The organism is Idiomarina sp. OT37-5b (assembly GCF_002968395.1).
Taxonomy (GTDB): Bacteria; Pseudomonadota; Gammaproteobacteria; order Enterobacterales; family Alteromonadaceae; genus Idiomarina; species Idiomarina aquatica.
In genome coordinates this window covers 2,877,402-2,893,517 of sequence record NZ_CP027188.1, presented here as the reverse complement: position 1 = coordinate 2,893,517, position 16,116 = coordinate 2,877,402, and the positions used below count along the sequence as shown (strand labels likewise).

20 protein-coding genes are annotated in these 16,116 nt (G+C 48.1%); 18 read left to right on the top strand and 2 right to left on the bottom strand.

All coding sequences use genetic code 11. The features are described 5' to 3' along the window. Positions 1 to 292: 292 nt before the first annotated feature. From rpmH to C5610_RS13525, 8 genes are all read left to right on the top strand, one after another. Positions 293 to 427 carry a 50S ribosomal protein L34 gene (gene rpmH, locus C5610_RS13560; protein ID WP_040487621.1) on the top strand — a complete coding sequence of 45 codons (135 nt, stop codon included), beginning with the start codon at positions 293 to 295 and terminating at the stop codon, positions 425 to 427. Then, positions 420 to 794, top strand: a complete 375-nt coding sequence (rnpA, locus tag C5610_RS13555) for a ribonuclease P protein component (RefSeq protein WP_105307643.1) — start codon at positions 420 to 422, stop codon at positions 792 to 794. The genes rpmH and rnpA overlap by 8 nt, the downstream gene beginning before the upstream one ends. Next, on the top strand, positions 749 to 1,024 hold the full coding sequence (gene yidD / locus C5610_RS13550; RefSeq protein WP_105307642.1) for a membrane protein insertion efficiency factor YidD: 276 nt from the start codon (positions 749 to 751) through the stop codon (positions 1,022 to 1,024). Before rnpA ends, yidD begins: the two co-directional genes overlap by 46 nt. 21 nt (positions 1,025 to 1,045) lie before the next feature. Beyond that, entirely contained in the window at positions 1,046 to 2,707 is a 1,662-nt protein-coding gene (yidC, locus tag C5610_RS13545) for a membrane protein insertase YidC (RefSeq protein WP_105307641.1), read from the top strand. 81 nt (positions 2,708 to 2,788) lie between these two features. Beyond that, a complete protein-coding gene (gene mnmE / locus C5610_RS13540) occupies positions 2,789 to 4,165 on the top strand; it encodes a tRNA uridine-5-carboxymethylaminomethyl(34) synthesis GTPase MnmE (RefSeq protein WP_105307640.1) in 1,377 nt (458 codons plus the stop codon). Positions 4,166 to 4,183: 18 nt separating this feature from the next. After that, positions 4,184 to 5,329, top strand: coding sequence for a dicarboxylate/amino acid:cation symporter (locus tag C5610_RS13535; protein WP_105307639.1), 1,146 nt, complete (start codon positions 4,184 to 4,186; stop codon positions 5,327 to 5,329). Further along, a complete protein-coding gene (locus tag C5610_RS13530) occupies positions 5,310 to 6,995 on the top strand; it encodes an FUSC family protein (protein ID WP_105307638.1) in 1,686 nt (561 codons plus the stop codon). The genes C5610_RS13535 and C5610_RS13530 overlap by 20 nt, the downstream gene beginning before the upstream one ends. Next, positions 6,988 to 7,299, top strand: coding sequence for a DUF2007 domain-containing protein (locus C5610_RS13525; RefSeq protein ID WP_105307637.1), 312 nt, complete (start codon positions 6,988 to 6,990; stop codon positions 7,297 to 7,299). The genes C5610_RS13530 and C5610_RS13525 overlap by 8 nt, the downstream gene beginning before the upstream one ends. Here C5610_RS13525 and C5610_RS13520 read toward each other — a convergent pair. Beyond that, a complete protein-coding gene (locus C5610_RS13520) occupies positions 7,223 to 7,540 on the bottom strand; it encodes a GIY-YIG nuclease family protein (protein ID WP_105307636.1) in 318 nt (105 codons plus the stop codon). The two genes, C5610_RS13525 and C5610_RS13520, sit on opposite strands and share 77 nt — an antisense overlap. Before the next feature lie 74 nt (positions 7,541 to 7,614). Here C5610_RS13520 and gloA point away from each other — a divergent pair, with 74 nt between their 5' ends. Then, positions 7,615 to 8,166, top strand: a complete 552-nt coding sequence (gene gloA, locus C5610_RS13515) for a lactoylglutathione lyase (RefSeq protein WP_105307635.1) — start codon at positions 7,615 to 7,617, stop codon at positions 8,164 to 8,166. Here the strand turns inward: gloA and C5610_RS13510 are convergent. Next, the gene (locus tag C5610_RS13510; RefSeq protein ID WP_105307634.1) at positions 8,146 to 8,643 is read right to left on the bottom strand and encodes a beta-lactamase hydrolase domain-containing protein; all 498 of its coding nucleotides are present in this window, start codon (positions 8,641 to 8,643) and stop codon (positions 8,146 to 8,148) included. The genes gloA and C5610_RS13510 overlap by 21 nt on opposite strands. Before the next feature lie 63 nt (positions 8,644 to 8,706). Here C5610_RS13510 and C5610_RS13505 point away from each other — a divergent pair, with 63 nt between their 5' ends. The 9 genes from C5610_RS13505 to atpF all read left to right on the top strand — a co-directional run bounded on the left by C5610_RS13505 (position 8,707) and on the right by atpF (position 16,111). Further along, on the top strand, positions 8,707 to 9,162 hold the full coding sequence (locus C5610_RS13505) for a flavodoxin domain-containing protein (RefSeq protein ID WP_105307633.1): 456 nt from the start codon (positions 8,707 to 8,709) through the stop codon (positions 9,160 to 9,162). Positions 9,163 to 9,607: 445 nt separating this feature from the next. Continuing rightward, a complete protein-coding gene (mnmG, locus tag C5610_RS13500; RefSeq protein ID WP_105307632.1) occupies positions 9,608 to 11,503 on the top strand; it encodes a tRNA uridine-5-carboxymethylaminomethyl(34) synthesis enzyme MnmG in 1,896 nt (631 codons plus the stop codon). A 9-nt stretch (positions 11,504 to 11,512) separates the two neighbouring features. Then, positions 11,513 to 12,157, top strand: coding sequence for a 16S rRNA (guanine(527)-N(7))-methyltransferase RsmG (gene rsmG, locus C5610_RS13495; protein WP_105307631.1), 645 nt, complete (start codon positions 11,513 to 11,515; stop codon positions 12,155 to 12,157). A gap of 50 nt (positions 12,158 to 12,207) precedes the next feature. Next, a complete protein-coding gene (locus tag C5610_RS13490) occupies positions 12,208 to 12,996 on the top strand; it encodes a ParA family protein (protein ID WP_105307630.1) in 789 nt (262 codons plus the stop codon). Positions 12,997 to 13,019: 23 nt separating this feature from the next. Beyond that, complete coding sequence (locus tag C5610_RS13485; RefSeq protein WP_105307629.1) at positions 13,020 to 13,910, top strand: ParB/RepB/Spo0J family partition protein; 891 nt, start codon at positions 13,020 to 13,022, stop codon at positions 13,908 to 13,910. A 214-nt stretch (positions 13,911 to 14,124) separates the two neighbouring features. Then, positions 14,125 to 14,472: an ATP synthase subunit I gene (locus C5610_RS13480; RefSeq protein ID WP_262339906.1), complete on the top strand. Its 348-nt coding sequence runs from the start codon at positions 14,125 to 14,127 to the stop codon at positions 14,470 to 14,472. A gap of 12 nt (positions 14,473 to 14,484) precedes the next feature. Continuing rightward, positions 14,485 to 15,282, top strand: coding sequence for a F0F1 ATP synthase subunit A (gene atpB / locus C5610_RS13475; RefSeq protein WP_105307627.1), 798 nt, complete (start codon positions 14,485 to 14,487; stop codon positions 15,280 to 15,282). A gap of 66 nt (positions 15,283 to 15,348) precedes the next feature. Further along, positions 15,349 to 15,603 (top strand): F0F1 ATP synthase subunit C, encoded by a 255-nt coding sequence (gene atpE / locus C5610_RS13470; RefSeq protein ID WP_053954488.1) that lies wholly within the window; start codon positions 15,349 to 15,351, stop codon positions 15,601 to 15,603. Positions 15,604 to 15,640: 37 nt separating this feature from the next. Next, entirely contained in the window at positions 15,641 to 16,111 is a 471-nt protein-coding gene (atpF, locus tag C5610_RS13465) for a F0F1 ATP synthase subunit B (RefSeq protein WP_105307626.1), read from the top strand. The last annotated feature ends 5 nt before the right edge of the window (positions 16,112 to 16,116 follow it).

The window sequence follows — 16,116 nt, the reverse complement described above, 5'->3', positions numbered from 1 at the left end:
ACTAACATCTCCATTCTAATTATAATTATGCATTTTGGTAATTGTACTCCAGAGATCAGGTGAACGCTACCTTTCACGGTAATTTTGTCGGTTCATTTCGACGTTTAGATTGCCACATTAATGTGAGTAACTTATCATATTATCCACATTGATTGGATTTATGGCATCCATAATGTGGATGAAATAAATCACTTTTTAATCAGTTAATCATCGGATAGATGTTGACTGACATGAAAAAGATCGGTATGATCCGCGCTCTAAAATTTTAGCACTGACCGATGGAATAACTGTTATGAAAAGAACGTTTCAACCAAGCGTATTAAAACGCAAACGCACTCACGGTTTCCGTGCGCGCATGGCAACTAAAAACGGCCGTAAAGTGATCGCACGCCGTCGTGCACGTGGTCGCAAAGTACTGAGTGCATAACACTCACGCCTATGGAAGGGAGTTGCGCCTGCTAACTCCCTCTCAGTTTCAGACCGTTTTCTCTAATCCCCCGGTAAAAGCTGTCACCGCGCAGTTAACCATGCTCGCAACACCCAACGATCTAGACCACGCTCGAATTGGCGTAACGATCAGCAAGAAACGTGCTAAAACAGCCGTTCAACGCAATCGCATCAAACGCCGAGTGCGCGAAACCTTCCGTTTGCGCCAACACAAAATTCCAAACTTCGATATTGTGGTTATAGCCAAACAAGGTATCGTTGACCTTGATAATACCGAACTCAACAATACATTGAACTATTTATGGCGAAAATTGGCAAAGCGCTGCGAGCAATACCAGTCGCGTTAATTAAGATCTATCAATGGACCCTATCGCCATTGATGGGGCCGCGCTGTCGTTTTTATCCATCATGTTCGCATTATGCCTGTGAGGCGATAGAGAAACACGGTACAATCAGGGGCGTAGGCTTAGCCGCAAAACGCATTGCACGGTGTCATCCAGGCAGCGAGGGCGGGTTTGATCCTGTCCCTGACGCGAAAGCCTCGCACAACGACGCTTTACATTCACACGAACAGTAGCAACTTAGAGACGAAATCACTATGAATTCGCCACGATCGATACTTTTTATTGCTTTTTTAGTGGTGTCCTTTTTCCTGTTTCAGACCTGGATGGTCGATACAGCACCGGGAACTCAGGCGCCAAGCAAATCAACCACCTCGTCTACGACAGATAGTGGCAACTCCACAGTTCCCGATCCACAAGGCGCGGTTGCTTCAGATGCTTCGGTTCCTGAAGGTGATACACCTGCCACTCAGGCTCGAACCGGCCAACTGGTCGAAGTAAAAACTGATGTACTCGACCTGGTTATCGACACCAAAGGCGGTGATATCGTATCCGCCAAGTTACTACAGTTTGCCGAATCACTGGATTCGGAAGAACGTTTCCAGTTATTGCAACGCCAACCAGGCAATCTTTACATTGCACAATCTGGCTTGATCGGCCCTAACGGCATCGATTCCAGTGGTGGTCGTGCCCAGTTCTCAGTTGCTAAAACCGAGTACAACATGGACGGCGGACGTCTTGAAGTACCGCTTGTCTTTACCAAAGATGACGGTTCAACGATTAAGAAAATATTTACCTTTGAACAGGGCAAGTATCACGTTGATGTTCGTTATGAAATCGAAAACGCCAGTCAGCAAGCCCAACAAATGCAGTTTTATGGCCAATTGCAACAGACCATGGCGGCAGGTGAAGGCGGCAGTATGATCATGCCAACTTATTTTGGTGCGGCCTACTCACACGACGACGATAAGTTCGAAAAATACGATTTTGAAGACATGCGCGACCAACGTTTGAACGTAAGTACTCAAACCGGCTGGGTCAGTATGCTTGAGCATTACTTTGTGTCTGCGTGGATTCCGACGCAGCAACAAGAAAACCGTTTATTCTCGCGCGTAGCCGATAATTCGCAGGCGATCATTGGTGTTATTTATCCGATGATTCAGGTAAACGCCGGCGAGACCAAAACCATTAACTCAACACTGTATTTAGGTCCTAAAGATCAGGACGCTATGGCAGCGTTGGCGGAAAACCTCGACCTTACCGTCGACTACGGTTTTCTGTGGTGGCTGGCACAACCTATCTTTAAGCTCCTACAATTCTTGCAAAGCATGGTTGTTAACTGGGGTCTGGCCATCATCCTGACCACGGTTATCGTGAAAGCCGTCCTGTTCCCGTTAACCAAAGCGCAATACGTATCAATGGCGAAAATGCGCATGCTACAGCCGAAAATGACGGCTCTGCGTGAGCGTTATGGTTCTGACCGCCAGAAGATGTCGCAGGCAATGATGAAGCTCTACAAAGAGGAAAAAGTGAATCCTCTGGGTGGCTGCTTACCAATGCTGTTGCAATTACCTATCTTCCTCGCCTTGTACTGGGTGTTGCTGGAAAGCGTTGAATTACGCCATTCCGAATTTGTCTTCTGGATCCAGGATCTGTCGACCAAAGACCCTTATTACATCCTGCCTATCCTGATGGGCGCGAGCATGTTCTTGATGCAGAAGTTACAGCCAACACCGACGGCTGACCCAATGCAGCAGAAACTTTTCCAATACATGCCGGTTATCTTTACCGTATTCTTCCTCTGGTTCCCGTCCGGCTTGGTTCTATACTGGCTGGTCAGTAACTTGATCACCATCGCGCAGATGTTGATTATTTACAAAGGATTAGAGAAAAAGGGCATAAACGTCCGCGGGAAATAATGCGTTGAAAGCCCGACGGAATGTCGGGCTTTTTTCTATCGGCTACACTAGCTTCTGACTTCGACAATATAATGTACCACCATGCAAACTGAAACCGACTTTAACGATACCATTGTTGCGCAAGCCACACCCCCAGGACGCGGCGGTGTCGGTATCGTGCGTGTCAGTGGTAAAGCCAGCAAACTGGTTGCGGAGAAACTGCTCGGGCATTGCCCTAAACCTCGCCGAGCGGAATATTTACCGTTCCGAAATACCAAAGGTGAATTGCTGGATGAGGGCATCGCGCTTTACTTCCCCGGCCCCAACTCATTTACCGGGGAAGATGTGCTGGAACTACAAGGGCACGGTGGCCCCGTTCTCATTGACATGATCATCAAAGCAATATTGGAATTACCCGGTATACGCCCTGCTCGTCCCGGCGAGTTCAGCGAACGAGCGTTTCTCAACGACAAGCTCGACCTGACACAGGCAGAAGCCATTGCCGATCTTATTGATACCAATTCGGAACAAGCCGCAAAAGCCGCCTTACAGAGCCTCAAAGGCGAGTTTTCTCATAAGATTGACCAACTTGTCGATGCGGTAATTCATCTGCGCATGTACGTTGAAGCGGCCATTGATTTTCCGGACGAGGAAATTGATTTCTTATCGGACGGGAAAGTCGCCGGTGACCTTAGCGACATCATTGATCAATTGTTCCATATAGAACATCAGGCTCGCCAGGGCACTCTGATGCGGGAAGGTATGCGTATTGTTATAGCCGGACGACCCAATGCCGGCAAATCAAGTCTGTTGAATGCGCTGGCCGGCCGCGAATCAGCCATCGTCACCGAAATTGCCGGTACCACGCGGGACGTCCTGCGCGAACACATTCAAATAGACGGAATGCCCCTACATATTATTGATACCGCCGGCTTGCGGGAATCACCGGATCAAGTCGAGCAAATCGGTATTGAACGGGCCTGGGAAGAAATTCGTCAAGCCGACCGCGTGCTGTTTATGGTGGATTCTCAACAAACCAGCGCCATACATCCTGACGATATTTGGCCAGAGTTTTTCGCGCAGCTTCCGGAAGATATGCCATTTACCGTGATTCGCAATAAGGTCGATCTGACCCGCGAGTCCATCGGTATCGACGAACATAACGGTATTCCGGTGTTGCACCTCTCGGCAAAAACCGGACACGGTATCGAGCTATTGCGTGATCACTTAAAACACTGTGTTGGCTACACCACCAGCGCAGAAGGCAGCTTTATGGCGCGACGCCGTCACCTTGACGCACTGGCAAAAGCCAAAGCACATCTGTTACAGGGTCAGGAGCAATTGGAACTGAACCTGGCCGGTGAGTTGCTTGCAGAAGAATTGCGACTGGCGCAACAACATCTGAATGAAATCACCGGAGAGTTCACCTCTGACGATTTGCTCGGCCAAATTTTTGGCTCATTCTGTATCGGTAAATAACCCCTTTAGGAATACAACATGAAGCTGATCATCAAACTTATCGCCGGCATTCTCGCCGGTATCGTTATCGGTTTATACGCCCCTGACTGGGTTAGCCGGCTGCTGTTAACCTTTAAAGATTTGTTCGGGCAGTTACTGTTTTTCACCATCCCATTATTGATTCTCTTTTTTATCACCAGTGGCATTGCCAGCCTGCCGAATAATTCTGGAAAACTGTTGGGTAAAACGTTGGGGGTTGCCTACTTATCGACGCTCTCTGCCGGTATTCTGGCCTTCTTTGTGGCCACTGCGATAGTGCCTATGTTGAGCGCGGACGCACAGTCGGTTACTAACGAAGCCAATGCCAGTTTAGCGCCATTTATCACGCTTGATATCCCACCGCTGATGAGCGTGATGTCAGCACTGGTACTGGCGTTTATTTTCGGATTAGGCATCGCTGCAACTCAGGCCCAGCAACTTAAAACCTTGTCTGATCAGGGCCGCGATATCATTGAGCAATTGCTGGCTAAAGTCATTATCCCGTTATTGCCGTTTTATATTGCCGGCGTATTTACTGAAATGGCCGTCGCCGGCACCGTGTTCGAAACACTGAAAACCTTCGGCATCATCCTAATTATGGCTGTGATTCTGCATTGGGTTTACATCACCACTATGTTCGTTATCGCCGGCATCAAAAGCCGTCAGTCGCCACTGAAGCTCATAAAGAACATGTTACCGGCTTATTTTACCGCGCTAGGCACCATGTCGAGTGCAGCAACCATTCCGGTGACCCTGCAGAGTGTCCGTAAAAACCAGGTCGACAATAACGTCGCGAACTTTTCTGTGCCTTTGTGCGCGACCGTTCATCTGGCTGGCTCAACCATTACGATCGTCAGTTGTACCGTGGCTGTCATGGTACTGCATAACGCCTTAGCGATTCCGTCATTCCTCACGGTATTACCCTTTATCATGATGCTGGGCGTTGTCATGTTGGCAGCACCGGGTGTTCCTGGCGGAGCGGTAATGTCAGCCGTTGGTCTGCTGGGCTCCATGCTTGGATTCGGCGAGACCGCAATTGCGCTAATGATTGCTCTCTACATGGCACAGGACAGCTTTGGCACCGCCTGTAATATTACCGGTGACGGTGCCATCGCGGTACTCATTGATGACAGCAGTAAAGGCTAAATTTGCACAATTAGGCTTCGACTACACAAGATTCCGGTTTGGCTTCCGAACCGGGATCGCCGCTTGTTTATCACTTGTCTTTGCCTGGGCGTTAGGGCTGGAACATCCTCAATGGTCCGCTATGACCGTCTGGGCAGTATCCCAACCCACCCGTGGCTTACTTCTGGAAAAAGCCGCCTATCGGATCCTTGGCACGCTGCTGGGCACCGTTGTCGGTATGTTGCTGGTGGTCACCACCGGTAATGACATCATTTTCATGGCGCTGGGCTTAACAGCCTGGGTTGGTTTGTGCGTGTATATCGGCAACCTGTTACACGGTCTGGTTTCCTATGGTGCCATTTTAGCCGGCTACTCAGCATCCATGGTGGTATTACTGACGCGCACTCCCGATGCCCTTTTACCGCTCGGGATTGACCGTTTACTCACGGTCTTTGTCGGCGTCATGACCGCCTTACTGATCGGTTGGTTATTTACCTATTCACGTGCCGAACAGTCGTTGGTTAACCAGTTTCGACGCCAAACCGCAGAAAACCTCCGCATTCTTGCACAAGCGTACAAAACCGGTTCATTACAACAACTGAATAGTTATGATCGGATATCACAATTAGCCCACCTGGAGGCACAGCTGATCGAACACGGTACCGGTTCACCCTCAGCACATCAGTCAGCAAAAACCATACGGCGCATCCTCAATGCACAACTGGGTTTATTTGCTCAACTTGAAAACAAAGGAGTGATTCAGTCAAAAGAAATGAGTGAACACTTACTTACCTGTTCCAAGTCGCTGATTGACAATCGTTCGGAGCAAATTCGTAACGCCCTGGGCAATGTTCTGCAACACGTCGAACACGCCGCCCTGCTGCCTTATTTTAAGGAGTTCGTAGAAGCCTCTTATGCCCGCTTGGAATTCCGTGATACTGGCAAGACGGCGCGCTCAGTGCGAAAACTCTCTATATTGTTACATCGTGACTGGCGGGGAGCTCGCCAAGCTGCCTTGCGCACACTGATGGTTATGACCCTGATCAGTGTCGCCTGGGCGTATACTGGTTGGTTTCAGATGGCCTATTTGCTGTTAGGTGCATCCGTCATGCTGACGTTGTTTTCTACCAGTGAAAACCCGGCCAAAACCATGTACTACGTTTTTATCGGGCAAAGCTTCGGCGCGTTAACCGCGTTATTCGTGCAAGCCTTTATTTGGCCTCACGCAGATTCTATTCTTGCAATGATATTGTGGTTAATGCCAATCATCCTATTTGCCGGCTTCCCGATGGCACACAACCGAACCGCTAACGGCGCCATGGATTTCAATCTGGTTTTTCTGTTGCTCATGCAACCGGCATTACACTATCAGTTTGAGCCACTCCAGGCGATCAGCATCGCCTTGGCCGTTATCGCTGCACCGATCCTCGCTTTGATCAGTTATCGATTGCTGTTTCCAACCAATTTGCGCAGTCGCCAGCAACAACTCATTCAGGCTCTGGAAGGCGACTTACACCAACTGCAGACGCGCACTCTCAGCAACAGTCAACGACAGCGCTATAAAGCCCGGTTGTATCACCGGCTCTTTAAACTCTATCAAATGGCTGACAAACTGGGTACCAAAGATAAACTCGCCTGTACGCGCTATTTGCTAAGGGTTCAACATCAGGTGGCAGAACATGAGTGATGAATGGCTTACCGTCTATTATGCGGCTAACCCACTGGAAGCACAGCTGCTAAAAGGGTTGCTGGAGACGCAACAGATCACGGTTAGGATGACTGATAACGGTATGGTTGGCGGGATAGGCGAATTGCCTGCCGACGCCATCGAAACACCGCTCAAGGTTCAGGCTGAACAGTATGAACAGGCACGTAAAATATTGACCAACTATGAGCAAGATCGACAACTCGAGATTACCTGTCCTCACTGTCAGGAGACAAACTTCTCAAATTTTGAGGTATGTTGGCAGTGCGGCAAAGATCTCGCTTAACCGTCGCTGGCAAGCGTTTAACCGCGTACTCCCTGGCAGCCGCCGCTGATCGATTACCATGTTGTTCGAGATAAGCCAGTTTCACCGGGCGGCGCACCTGCGTGTAACGCGCACCGCCTTTAATGTCGCCGTTGTGCTGTCGCAATCTGCGCGAGATGTCAGTGGTGATGCCGCAATACAAGCTATCATCTGCACAACGCAGTAAATAAACGAACCAACGTCCTTCTTCAGTTACAGTCACTGCTTGAAAGTCTCTGTCTTTAACCCAATAGCTGTATCATACCCTAATCATACGAAAGCCGTTAAGGAGCGACAATGAGCCGACATTTTGATCAAGCAGAAGGATTGTCTGAACAGCACGATCCAGAAACCCATCAGTACGTGTTTAACCAAACCATGATGCGAATTAAAGATCCTAAACGATCTCTGCAATTTTACAGCGATGTCATGGGCATGACGCTGGTTAAGCGACTGGATTTTCCTGAGATGAAGTTTTCTTTGTACTTTATGGCTGCGCTATCGCCTGAACAAAGAGAACAATGGTCAAAAGACCATGATGAGCGCATCAAGCAAACGTTTTCCCGGCCAGCGATGCTCGAATTAACTCACAACTGGGGTGACGAAGATAACGAAGCACTGTCGTTTCACAGTGGTAACAGCGAACCTAAAGGCTTTGGCCATATCGGTTTTGCGGTACCTGACATTGATGCCGCCTGCGAGCGTTTCGAGAAACTTGGGGTAGCCTTTCAAAAACGGCCGGCTGACGGCAACATGAAAGGTATCGCTTTTATTAAAGATCCCGATGGCTACTGGATCGAGATCTTTACTCCTGAGCGCTTACCTGAGTTACTCAGCGAGCATCTCTGATACTTTTTGCTCTAACGACGTCATACCGTGCTGGCGGCCAATGTCGAGCGCTTGCTGCGCTGACAGGCCGTCAAGCCAGGCCGCCCGCAACGCGAACAACGCCCCAACTCGGTTAGCCGACGCACAATGCACCATAATTCGTTTGTCGGCATGCATTAACAGCAGCCTATCCAACGCTCTGGCGTTGGCAAACGTAACGCCTTTTGAACCGTCTACCGGCACATGATAAAAAGCAATGCCGGCCTTGGTGGTCCATTCCGTTTCGTTACTGCCTGCCATTTCCTCAACCGACAACAAACTGATCACAACGTCGCCACCCTGCTCGGCAAATTCTGTTATGTCGCGTTGATCCGGAGTACCCATGACCCATAACCGCTCACTGACTTGTTTCGGCGCTTCAATACCCTGTGACCAGGCACTCAATGAAAATAACATCACCAGCAATCCCGTGCAGGCGACAAACAATGATTTATGCATAATAAAACTCCTGTAAGATGACGTTTTATACTACTAACTTAAGCATAAAACAGATTATAAGCCATGACTTCATTACAGATATTAGTCGGTACCACTTCCGGCAACACAGAATACCTGGCAGACCATGCTGCCGAACTGATCAAACAACAGCTTCAGATAGAGGTTGAATTACACTACGAACCGGACTTATCAGAGCTTGATCAAAGCCAACCGTGGCTGGTCTTTATTGCCAGCCACGGCGCCGGTGATTATGCCGATTCGATGCTGGACTTCTACGATCAGATCCAGCAAATCACTGAACTTAAGTCGTTTCCCTATGCGATCGTGGCGATTGGCGAATCCTGTTACGACACTTACTGCGCCGCTGGCCGAGACCTCGATAAACGGCTTGCACAATTAGGCGCTCATCGTCTGTGCCAAGGATTAGAGATCGATATGCTGGAAGATGACCCCGAACACGCCGTCGAACAATGGTTGCCCAATTGGATCGAAGCACTGCGATCCTATACACAAAAATGATCAGTGTGATTAAGGCGCCGACGCCATGATCCTCGATCCTATCCACGGGGTTATGCACAGTAGCGCAGGCCTGTGATTAGATCAGGTATAAGATCACTTAAGGGCTGTCGTCGGCATGGGTATATGTTTGGGGATAACTTGGGTTGTGTATAAACAGGTGACTTATCCACGATCTATGATCCCAGCTTAAGGGATCTTACACACACTTTTTGATCGTTCGCAAAGCGAGATAAATAAAGCTCTGCAGCGATCTATTCACAGATATCCCCAAGCTAAAAGAAGTAATAATAAAAGATCTATAAAGATCAAATACTGATCTTATTTAGATCCTTTCTCAGCAAAGTGTAAAAATACGGATGCGCAAAAAATAACCTTTTCGATCTGAGTCAATTCACGTTAAAATACTCGGCTCGATCAAATCCTTTAACGCCATAGGTTCTGCTTAATGTCACACACCTCAAGTCAACAATTTGATGTTATCGTTGTCGGTGGAGGTCATGCCGGTACAGAAGCTGCCCTCGCCGCAGCTCGTATGGGCAGTCGTACGCTGTTACTCACGCATAATATTGATACCTTAGGGCAAATGTCCTGTAACCCAGCGATTGGGGGTATTGGTAAAGGCCATCTCGTCAAAGAGATCGATGCCTTGGGCGGGATCATGGCAAAAGCAGCGGATCGTGCAGGTATCCAATTTCGCACCCTCAACTCGTCGAAAGGCCCGGCAGTCCGGGCTACCCGAGCGCAGGCCGATCGCCAGCTTTACAAACAAGCTATTCGTTACGCGTTAGAAACACAGCCAAATCTCACATTATTTCAGCAAGGCTGTGACGACCTGATCGTTGAAAACGATCGTGTCTGTGGCGTTGTTACCCAAATGGGCCTTAAATTTTTAGCCAATAATGTGGTGCTAACCGTTGGTACCTTCCTTGGCGGCCAAATCCATATTGGTTTAGATAATTACCAAGGTGGTCGTGCAGGTGATCCTCCGGCTAACGCGTTAGCAAAACGATTGCGAGCATTGCCGTTACGCGTAGAGCGCTTAAAAACAGGTACACCACCCCGTATTGCCAGTAGCTCCGTTGATTTTTCGGTGATGCAGGAACAGCCTGGAGACAATCCGACGCCCGTATTTTCGTACATGGGTTCCCAAGCGGATCATCCCCGGCAAATATCTTGCTATATAACCCATACCAACGAATCAACCCACGATATTATTCGATCCGGACTTGATCGTTCGCCTATGTATTCAGGCGTTATCGAAGGCGTTGGTCCACGTTACTGTCCATCGATAGAAGATAAGATCGTCCGTTTTGCCGATAAAGCGTCGCATCAAATTTTTGTTGAACCTGAAGGGCTGGATACGTTCGAGCTCTACCCAAATGGTATTTCAACCAGCTTGCCGTACGACGTTCAGGAATGTTTGGTGCGCTCGATACGCGGTTTTGAACATGCCGTAATTACGCGTCCGGGCTACGCCATCGAGTACGACTATTTTGATCCTCGGGATCTGAAGCAGTCGCTCGAAACCAAAGTTATCGAAGGACTGTTTTTTGCCGGTCAAATCAATGGCACCACAGGTTATGAAGAAGCCGGTGCGCAAGGGCTTATCGCTGGTCTTAATGCCTCATTGCGAGCGCAGGGTAAAGACAGTTGGTCACCGCGTCGTGACCAAGCATACACAGGGGTATTGATCGACGATCTGTCAACCTTAGGTACGCAAGAACCTTATCGTATGTTTACCTCGCGGGCAGAATACCGATTACTATTGCGCGAAGATAATGCCGATATTCGATTAACGGAAAAAGGCCGTGAGCTTGGCTTGGTCGACGATGAGCGCTGGGCCGCTTTCAATACCAAAATGGAAGCGATCGAGCAGGAAAAACAGCGCCTCAAAGAAACCTGGGTGCATAAAGACCATGAACAAGTGGACAGCATTAATGCGTTAGTAAAAAGTCCTATTACCAAAGAAGTTAACGGTGAAGAACTGCTACGGCGTCCTGAAATTCATTACCGTGATTTGGTTAACACCCCCTTCTTTGCGCCAGGGCTCAGTGATCCTGCTGCAGCTGAACAGGTTGAGATACAAACCAAATACGCCGGTTATATTTCTCGCCAACAGGATGAGATCGCTAAACAACAGCGTCATGAGAACACGTTATTGCCAAGCAATTTCGACTACGCGTCGATAAAAGGCTTGTCCAATGAGGTTATTGCAAAATTAAATCAACACCAACCGGAAACCGTCGGCAAAGCGTCGCGCATTTCAGGCATAACCCCGGCAGCTATTTCAATGTTGCTCGTGCACCTGAAAAAACAAGGACTGTTGCGCAAAAGCGCGTAAGGAATCATCGTGAAAGCATCGTTAAAGGCGTTATTGCAACAAACGCAAAGCAACGAATTGTTGTCGCTTGATGACAAGCGATTGGATTTGTTGGTGCAGTTAGTCGAACAACTGGATAAATGGAACAAAGCGTACAACTTGACCAGTGTTCGTGATCCTAAGCAAATGTTAAGTCGGCATATTGTTGACAGCCTGGTCGTCAGTCCCTTCTTACAAGGTGAACGGTTCATTGATGTCGGCACCGGACCGGGCCTACCTGGGCTACCACTTGCTATCGCTAACCCGGACAAAGCGTTTGTTCTGCTCGACAGTTTAGGCAAACGAATTCGTTTTATTCGCCAAGTTTGTCACCAACTTAACATAACTAACGTAACGGCAGTGCAAAGTCGTGTAGAAGATTTTACCGAACACAGCCATTCGTTTGATGGTGTATTAAGTAGAGCCTTTGCCTCGCTTAATGATATGCTGAATTGGTGCGGCCATTTACCGAAAGCAGAAGGTAAATTTTACGCATTAAAGGGGCAATACCCTCAGCAAGAGCTGGACGAATTATCTCAGCAGTATAAGATTGATCAGATACAGCGGTTACAAGTACCTGGTATCGACGGCGAGCGACACATTGTCATCATCTCGCCGGCACACAGTTCGTCTTAGCACATTTCTTCTGGGCAAGAAATCCGATAACGATAAGAGGTTGAATACCCGTGGCGACTACCATTGCGATAGCGAATCAAAAAGGCGGCGTAGGCAAAACCACGACGGCTGTTAATTTAGCGGCTTCGATGGCGGCGACGCGGCGTAAAGTATTGTTGATTGACCTGGATCCGCAAGGCAATGCCACTATGGGCAGCGGTGTCGACAAGTACGACGTCGAAAACACCGTGTACGAACTGTTGGTGGATGAAAAACCTGTTAAAGACGTTGTTGAGACGGAAACCAATGGCAAATACCATTTGATCGCCGCCAACTCTGACGTAACAGCGGCGGAAATAAAGCTGATGGAATTTTTCGCCCGCGAAGTCCGATTACGTAATGCCCTCAAAGCGGTGCAGGACGATTATGATTTTATTTTCATTGACTGCCCTCCTTCACTTAACCTGTTAACGGTTAACGCAATGGCGGCAGCCGATTCGGTACTGGTACCGATGCAATGCGAGTATTATGCTCTGGAAGGTCTGACAGCGTTGATGGAGACCATCAGACAATTGGCTGACGTGGTTAACCCTGGCTTAGCCATCGAAGGCATATTGCGAACCATGTACGACCCTCGTAATCGTCTGGCCAATGACGTTTCTGAGCAATTGAAACAGCATTTTGGTGATAAAGTGTATCGCACGGTGATTCCACGTAATGTTCGATTAGCAGAGGCGCCGTCGTTTGGCGCTCCAGCCATGTACTACGACAAGTCTTCAACCGGTGCAAAAGCTTATTTATCATTGGCTGGTGAATTAATTCGCCGGTCTGAGCAGCGAGCAAACGCGGAAGTTAGTTAATGTTTAAGGGAAAAATATAACCTATGTCAGCTAAAAAACGAGGACTCGGACGCGGGCTCGACGCCTTGCTGACCAGTAATACAGCAAATCAGCAAAAGCACAGTCAACAAAGTACTGAGGCCGCTGAAATTGCTGTCGATAAAGGTGAACTGCAAAAATTGCCCATCGAGCAATTAAAACCTGGCCGTTACCAGCCGCGCAAAGACATGTCGCCGGAAGCTTTGGAAGATCTCGCTGCTTCGGTAAAAGCCCAGGGCATTATTCAACCTATCGTTGTACGCCCGGTTGCTGATGACCAATACGAAATCATTGCCGGTGAGCGACGCTGGCGGGCCGCTCAGTTAGCAAAACTTGATGTGGTTCCATGTCTGATTAAAGAAGTGGCTGATGAGGCTGCTGTCGCTATCGCACTGATCGAAAATATTCAGCGTGAAGATTTAAATGCGATGGAAGAAGCGACCGCATTGCAACGCCTGCTCGACGAGTTTCAGATGACTCACCAGGATGTCGCCCAAGCTGTCGGTAAGTCACGCACAACGGTCACCAACTTATTGCGGCTGAATAATCTTGAACCCGGTGTGAAGACGTTGCTAGAACGAGGTGATATCGACCTGGGTCATGCTAAGTTGTTGCTCGCACTACAAGGCGAGCAACAAACGGATGTGGCGCAACAAATCGTCGCGAAAGATTTAACGGTACGCGAATCCGAAAAGCTGGTTCGTAAAACTCTAGAACCCCCTAAAGAACAGGAAAAACCTCAGCCGGATCCTGATATTGAACGTCTTCAGACACAACTTGCTGAGACCCTTGGTGCCAAAGTAGCGATTAATCATGGTCGCAAAGGTAAAGGCAAAGTGGTCATTAATTACACCAGTCTGGATGAGCTGGACGGTATCCTTTCACACATAAAATAACGACGCCGACTAAGTTACTGTAGCCGTTGTAGAACTTTTGTTAAATGGCATTAAAAACAACGGCTGTAGGCAAATTTGTTTGCAATTAACGGGCAGATCTTTATACTAGCGCGAGTTTCATAGTGGCTGTTTATTGCGCCATAAAATTTATGACCAATGACCTAAGGTAATACGTGTGGTTCAGTCAATGACCCGAGTGGGTAGACAACTGGCTTTGAAAACCATTATCTGTCAATTGGTCGTTGTCGCTCTGCTGACCGTTGTCATCGCATTGAGCGTTAGTGGAACCGCTGCAGTAGCCGTTGTGTTCGGTGGATTAGCAGCTGTTGTTCCTAATGCCCTGTTTGGTGCTATCGCGTTTTTACACGCCGGAGCCAGGGCTAACCAGAAAGTTGTGAAAAGTTTTTTTGTAGGAGAAGGTATTAAGCTGGTGCTGACCGCAGTACTCATCAGTGCACTTTTTCTACTGACAGATTTTAATCCAGTGTGGCTTATGAGCGGCTTTGTTGTTGCTGTTATTTCACAATGGATTGCGCCAATTTCATTTTTAAAATCAACGTAACTGGGAAACAACATGGTAAGTGGAGAGCAAACTCCGACTCAGTATATTCAACACCACCTTCAAAACTGGACGGTCGGTGAAGGATTCTGGGCGGTAAATGTCGATACTATCTTCTGGTCCGTGTTACTGGGTGTGCTGTTTCTGTGGAGTTTCCGCAGAGTAGCAAAAAAATCCTCTGCGGGGGTACCTGGTAAATGGCAATGCTTTGTCGAAATGATTGTCGAGTTTGTCGACAACAGCGTCAAAGAGTCCTTTCACGGTAAAGATAAACTCATAGCACCTTTAGCCTTAACCATCTTTGTCTGGATCTTCCTGATGAACCTGATGGATTTGGTGCCGGTAGACTGGTTGCCAACGGCAGCTATGTATACGGGCTACTGGTTAGGGTTTGTTGATGATCCGCACGATGTGTACTTCAAAGTCGTTCCTACGACGGACTTGAACACCACATTTGCATTGAGTTTGAGTGTTTTCGCTCTGATCATCATCTACTCAATCAAATACAAAGGCCTTAAAGGTTTCACCAAAGAACTGACCCTGAACCCGTTTAACCACTGGTCTCTGATTCCGGTCAACTTTGTGCTGGAGAGTATTACTCTGTTAGCGAAACCAGCGTCACTGGCGTTGCGTTTGTTCGGTAACCTTTATGCCGGCGAATTGATCTTTATTCTAATTGCAATGATCGGCTTCTGGCAGTTGCCGGCGCACTTTGCATGGGCTGTGTTCCACATCCTGGTCATTGTATTGCAAGCATTTATTTTCATGATGTTGACCATCGTTTATCTGAGCATGGCATCGTCTGAACACTAATTTTTTTATCAAAAAGTTTTTGTTTTACTTTTTAACTTTAAATCTACTGAAAAACTGGAGAAATCAATGGAAACTGTAGTTGCTTTTACTGCTATCGCTGTATCAATCATGATCGGTCTTGCTGCACTGGGTACAGCACTTGGCTTCGGTATGCTGGGTGGTAAATTCCTTGAAGCTGCCGCTCGTCAACCTGAATTGGCACCACAGCTGCAAGTTAAAATGTTCATCGTTGCTGGTCTTATCGATGCTATCGCGATGATCGGTGTTGCGGTTGCATTGTTGTTCACGTTCGCAAACCCGTTCTTAACTCAGTTAGGCTAAGCGCGATTCGACGGTCACCAGATAAAGGAGGTCCGTTGTGGATATCAACGCAACTATAATTGGACAATCGATCGCGTTTGCAGTGTTTGTGTGGTTCTGCATGAAGTTCGTGTGGCCACCGATCATTAATGCCATCGAAGAACGTCAGAAGAAAATTGCTGACGGTCTGAATGCGGGCGAACGCGCTCAAAAAGATTTAGAAAAAGCCCAGGAAGACATTGCTGAACAGCTGAAAGAAGCGAAGCAGCAAGCGGCTGAAATCATCGAACAGGCGAAAAAACGTGGCGCTAAGATCGTTGAGGAAGAAACTCAACGTGGTCATGAAGAACGTGAAAAAATCGTTGCGGCTGGTCATGAGGAAGTCACTGCTGAACGTAACCGTGCACGCGAAGAATTGCGTAAACAGGTTGCTGTTTTAGCCGTTACTGGCGCTCAGAAAATCATCGAGCGTGAAATTGATAAAGACGCTCACAGTGACATCGTTGAAAAACTGGTCGCTGAACTTTAATTAAG

Bases quoted from the DNA above. Each gene is read 5' to 3' on its own strand.
- rpmH (WP_040487621.1), top strand. From the start codon at position 293: ATGAAAAGAACGTTTCAACCAAGCGTATTAAAACGCAAACGCACTCAC.
- yidD (WP_105307642.1), top strand. From the start codon at position 749: ATGGCGAAAATTGGCAAAGCGCTGCGAGCAATACCAGTCGCGTTAATT.
- yidC (WP_105307641.1), top strand. From the start codon at position 1,046: ATGAATTCGCCACGATCGATACTTTTTATTGCTTTTTTAGTGGTGTCC.
- mnmE (WP_105307640.1), top strand. From the start codon at position 2,789: ATGCAAACTGAAACCGACTTTAACGATACCATTGTTGCGCAAGCCACA.
- C5610_RS13535 (WP_105307639.1), top strand. From the start codon at position 4,184: ATGAAGCTGATCATCAAACTTATCGCCGGCATTCTCGCCGGTATCGTT.
- C5610_RS13530 (WP_105307638.1), top strand. From the start codon at position 5,310: ATGACAGCAGTAAAGGCTAAATTTGCACAATTAGGCTTCGACTACACA.
- C5610_RS13525 (WP_105307637.1), top strand. From the start codon at position 6,988: ATGAGTGATGAATGGCTTACCGTCTATTATGCGGCTAACCCACTGGAA.
- gloA (WP_105307635.1), top strand. From the start codon at position 7,615: ATGAGCCGACATTTTGATCAAGCAGAAGGATTGTCTGAACAGCACGAT.
- C5610_RS13510 (WP_105307634.1), bottom strand. From the start codon at position 8,643: ATGCATAAATCATTGTTTGTCGCCTGCACGGGATTGCTGGTGATGTTA.
- C5610_RS13505 (WP_105307633.1), top strand. From the start codon at position 8,707: ATGACTTCATTACAGATATTAGTCGGTACCACTTCCGGCAACACAGAA.
- mnmG (WP_105307632.1), top strand. From the start codon at position 9,608: ATGTCACACACCTCAAGTCAACAATTTGATGTTATCGTTGTCGGTGGA.
- C5610_RS13485 (WP_105307629.1), top strand. From the start codon at position 13,020: ATGTCAGCTAAAAAACGAGGACTCGGACGCGGGCTCGACGCCTTGCTG.
- atpB (WP_105307627.1), top strand. From the start codon at position 14,485: ATGGTAAGTGGAGAGCAAACTCCGACTCAGTATATTCAACACCACCTT.
- atpE (WP_053954488.1), top strand. From the start codon at position 15,349: ATGGAAACTGTAGTTGCTTTTACTGCTATCGCTGTATCAATCATGATC.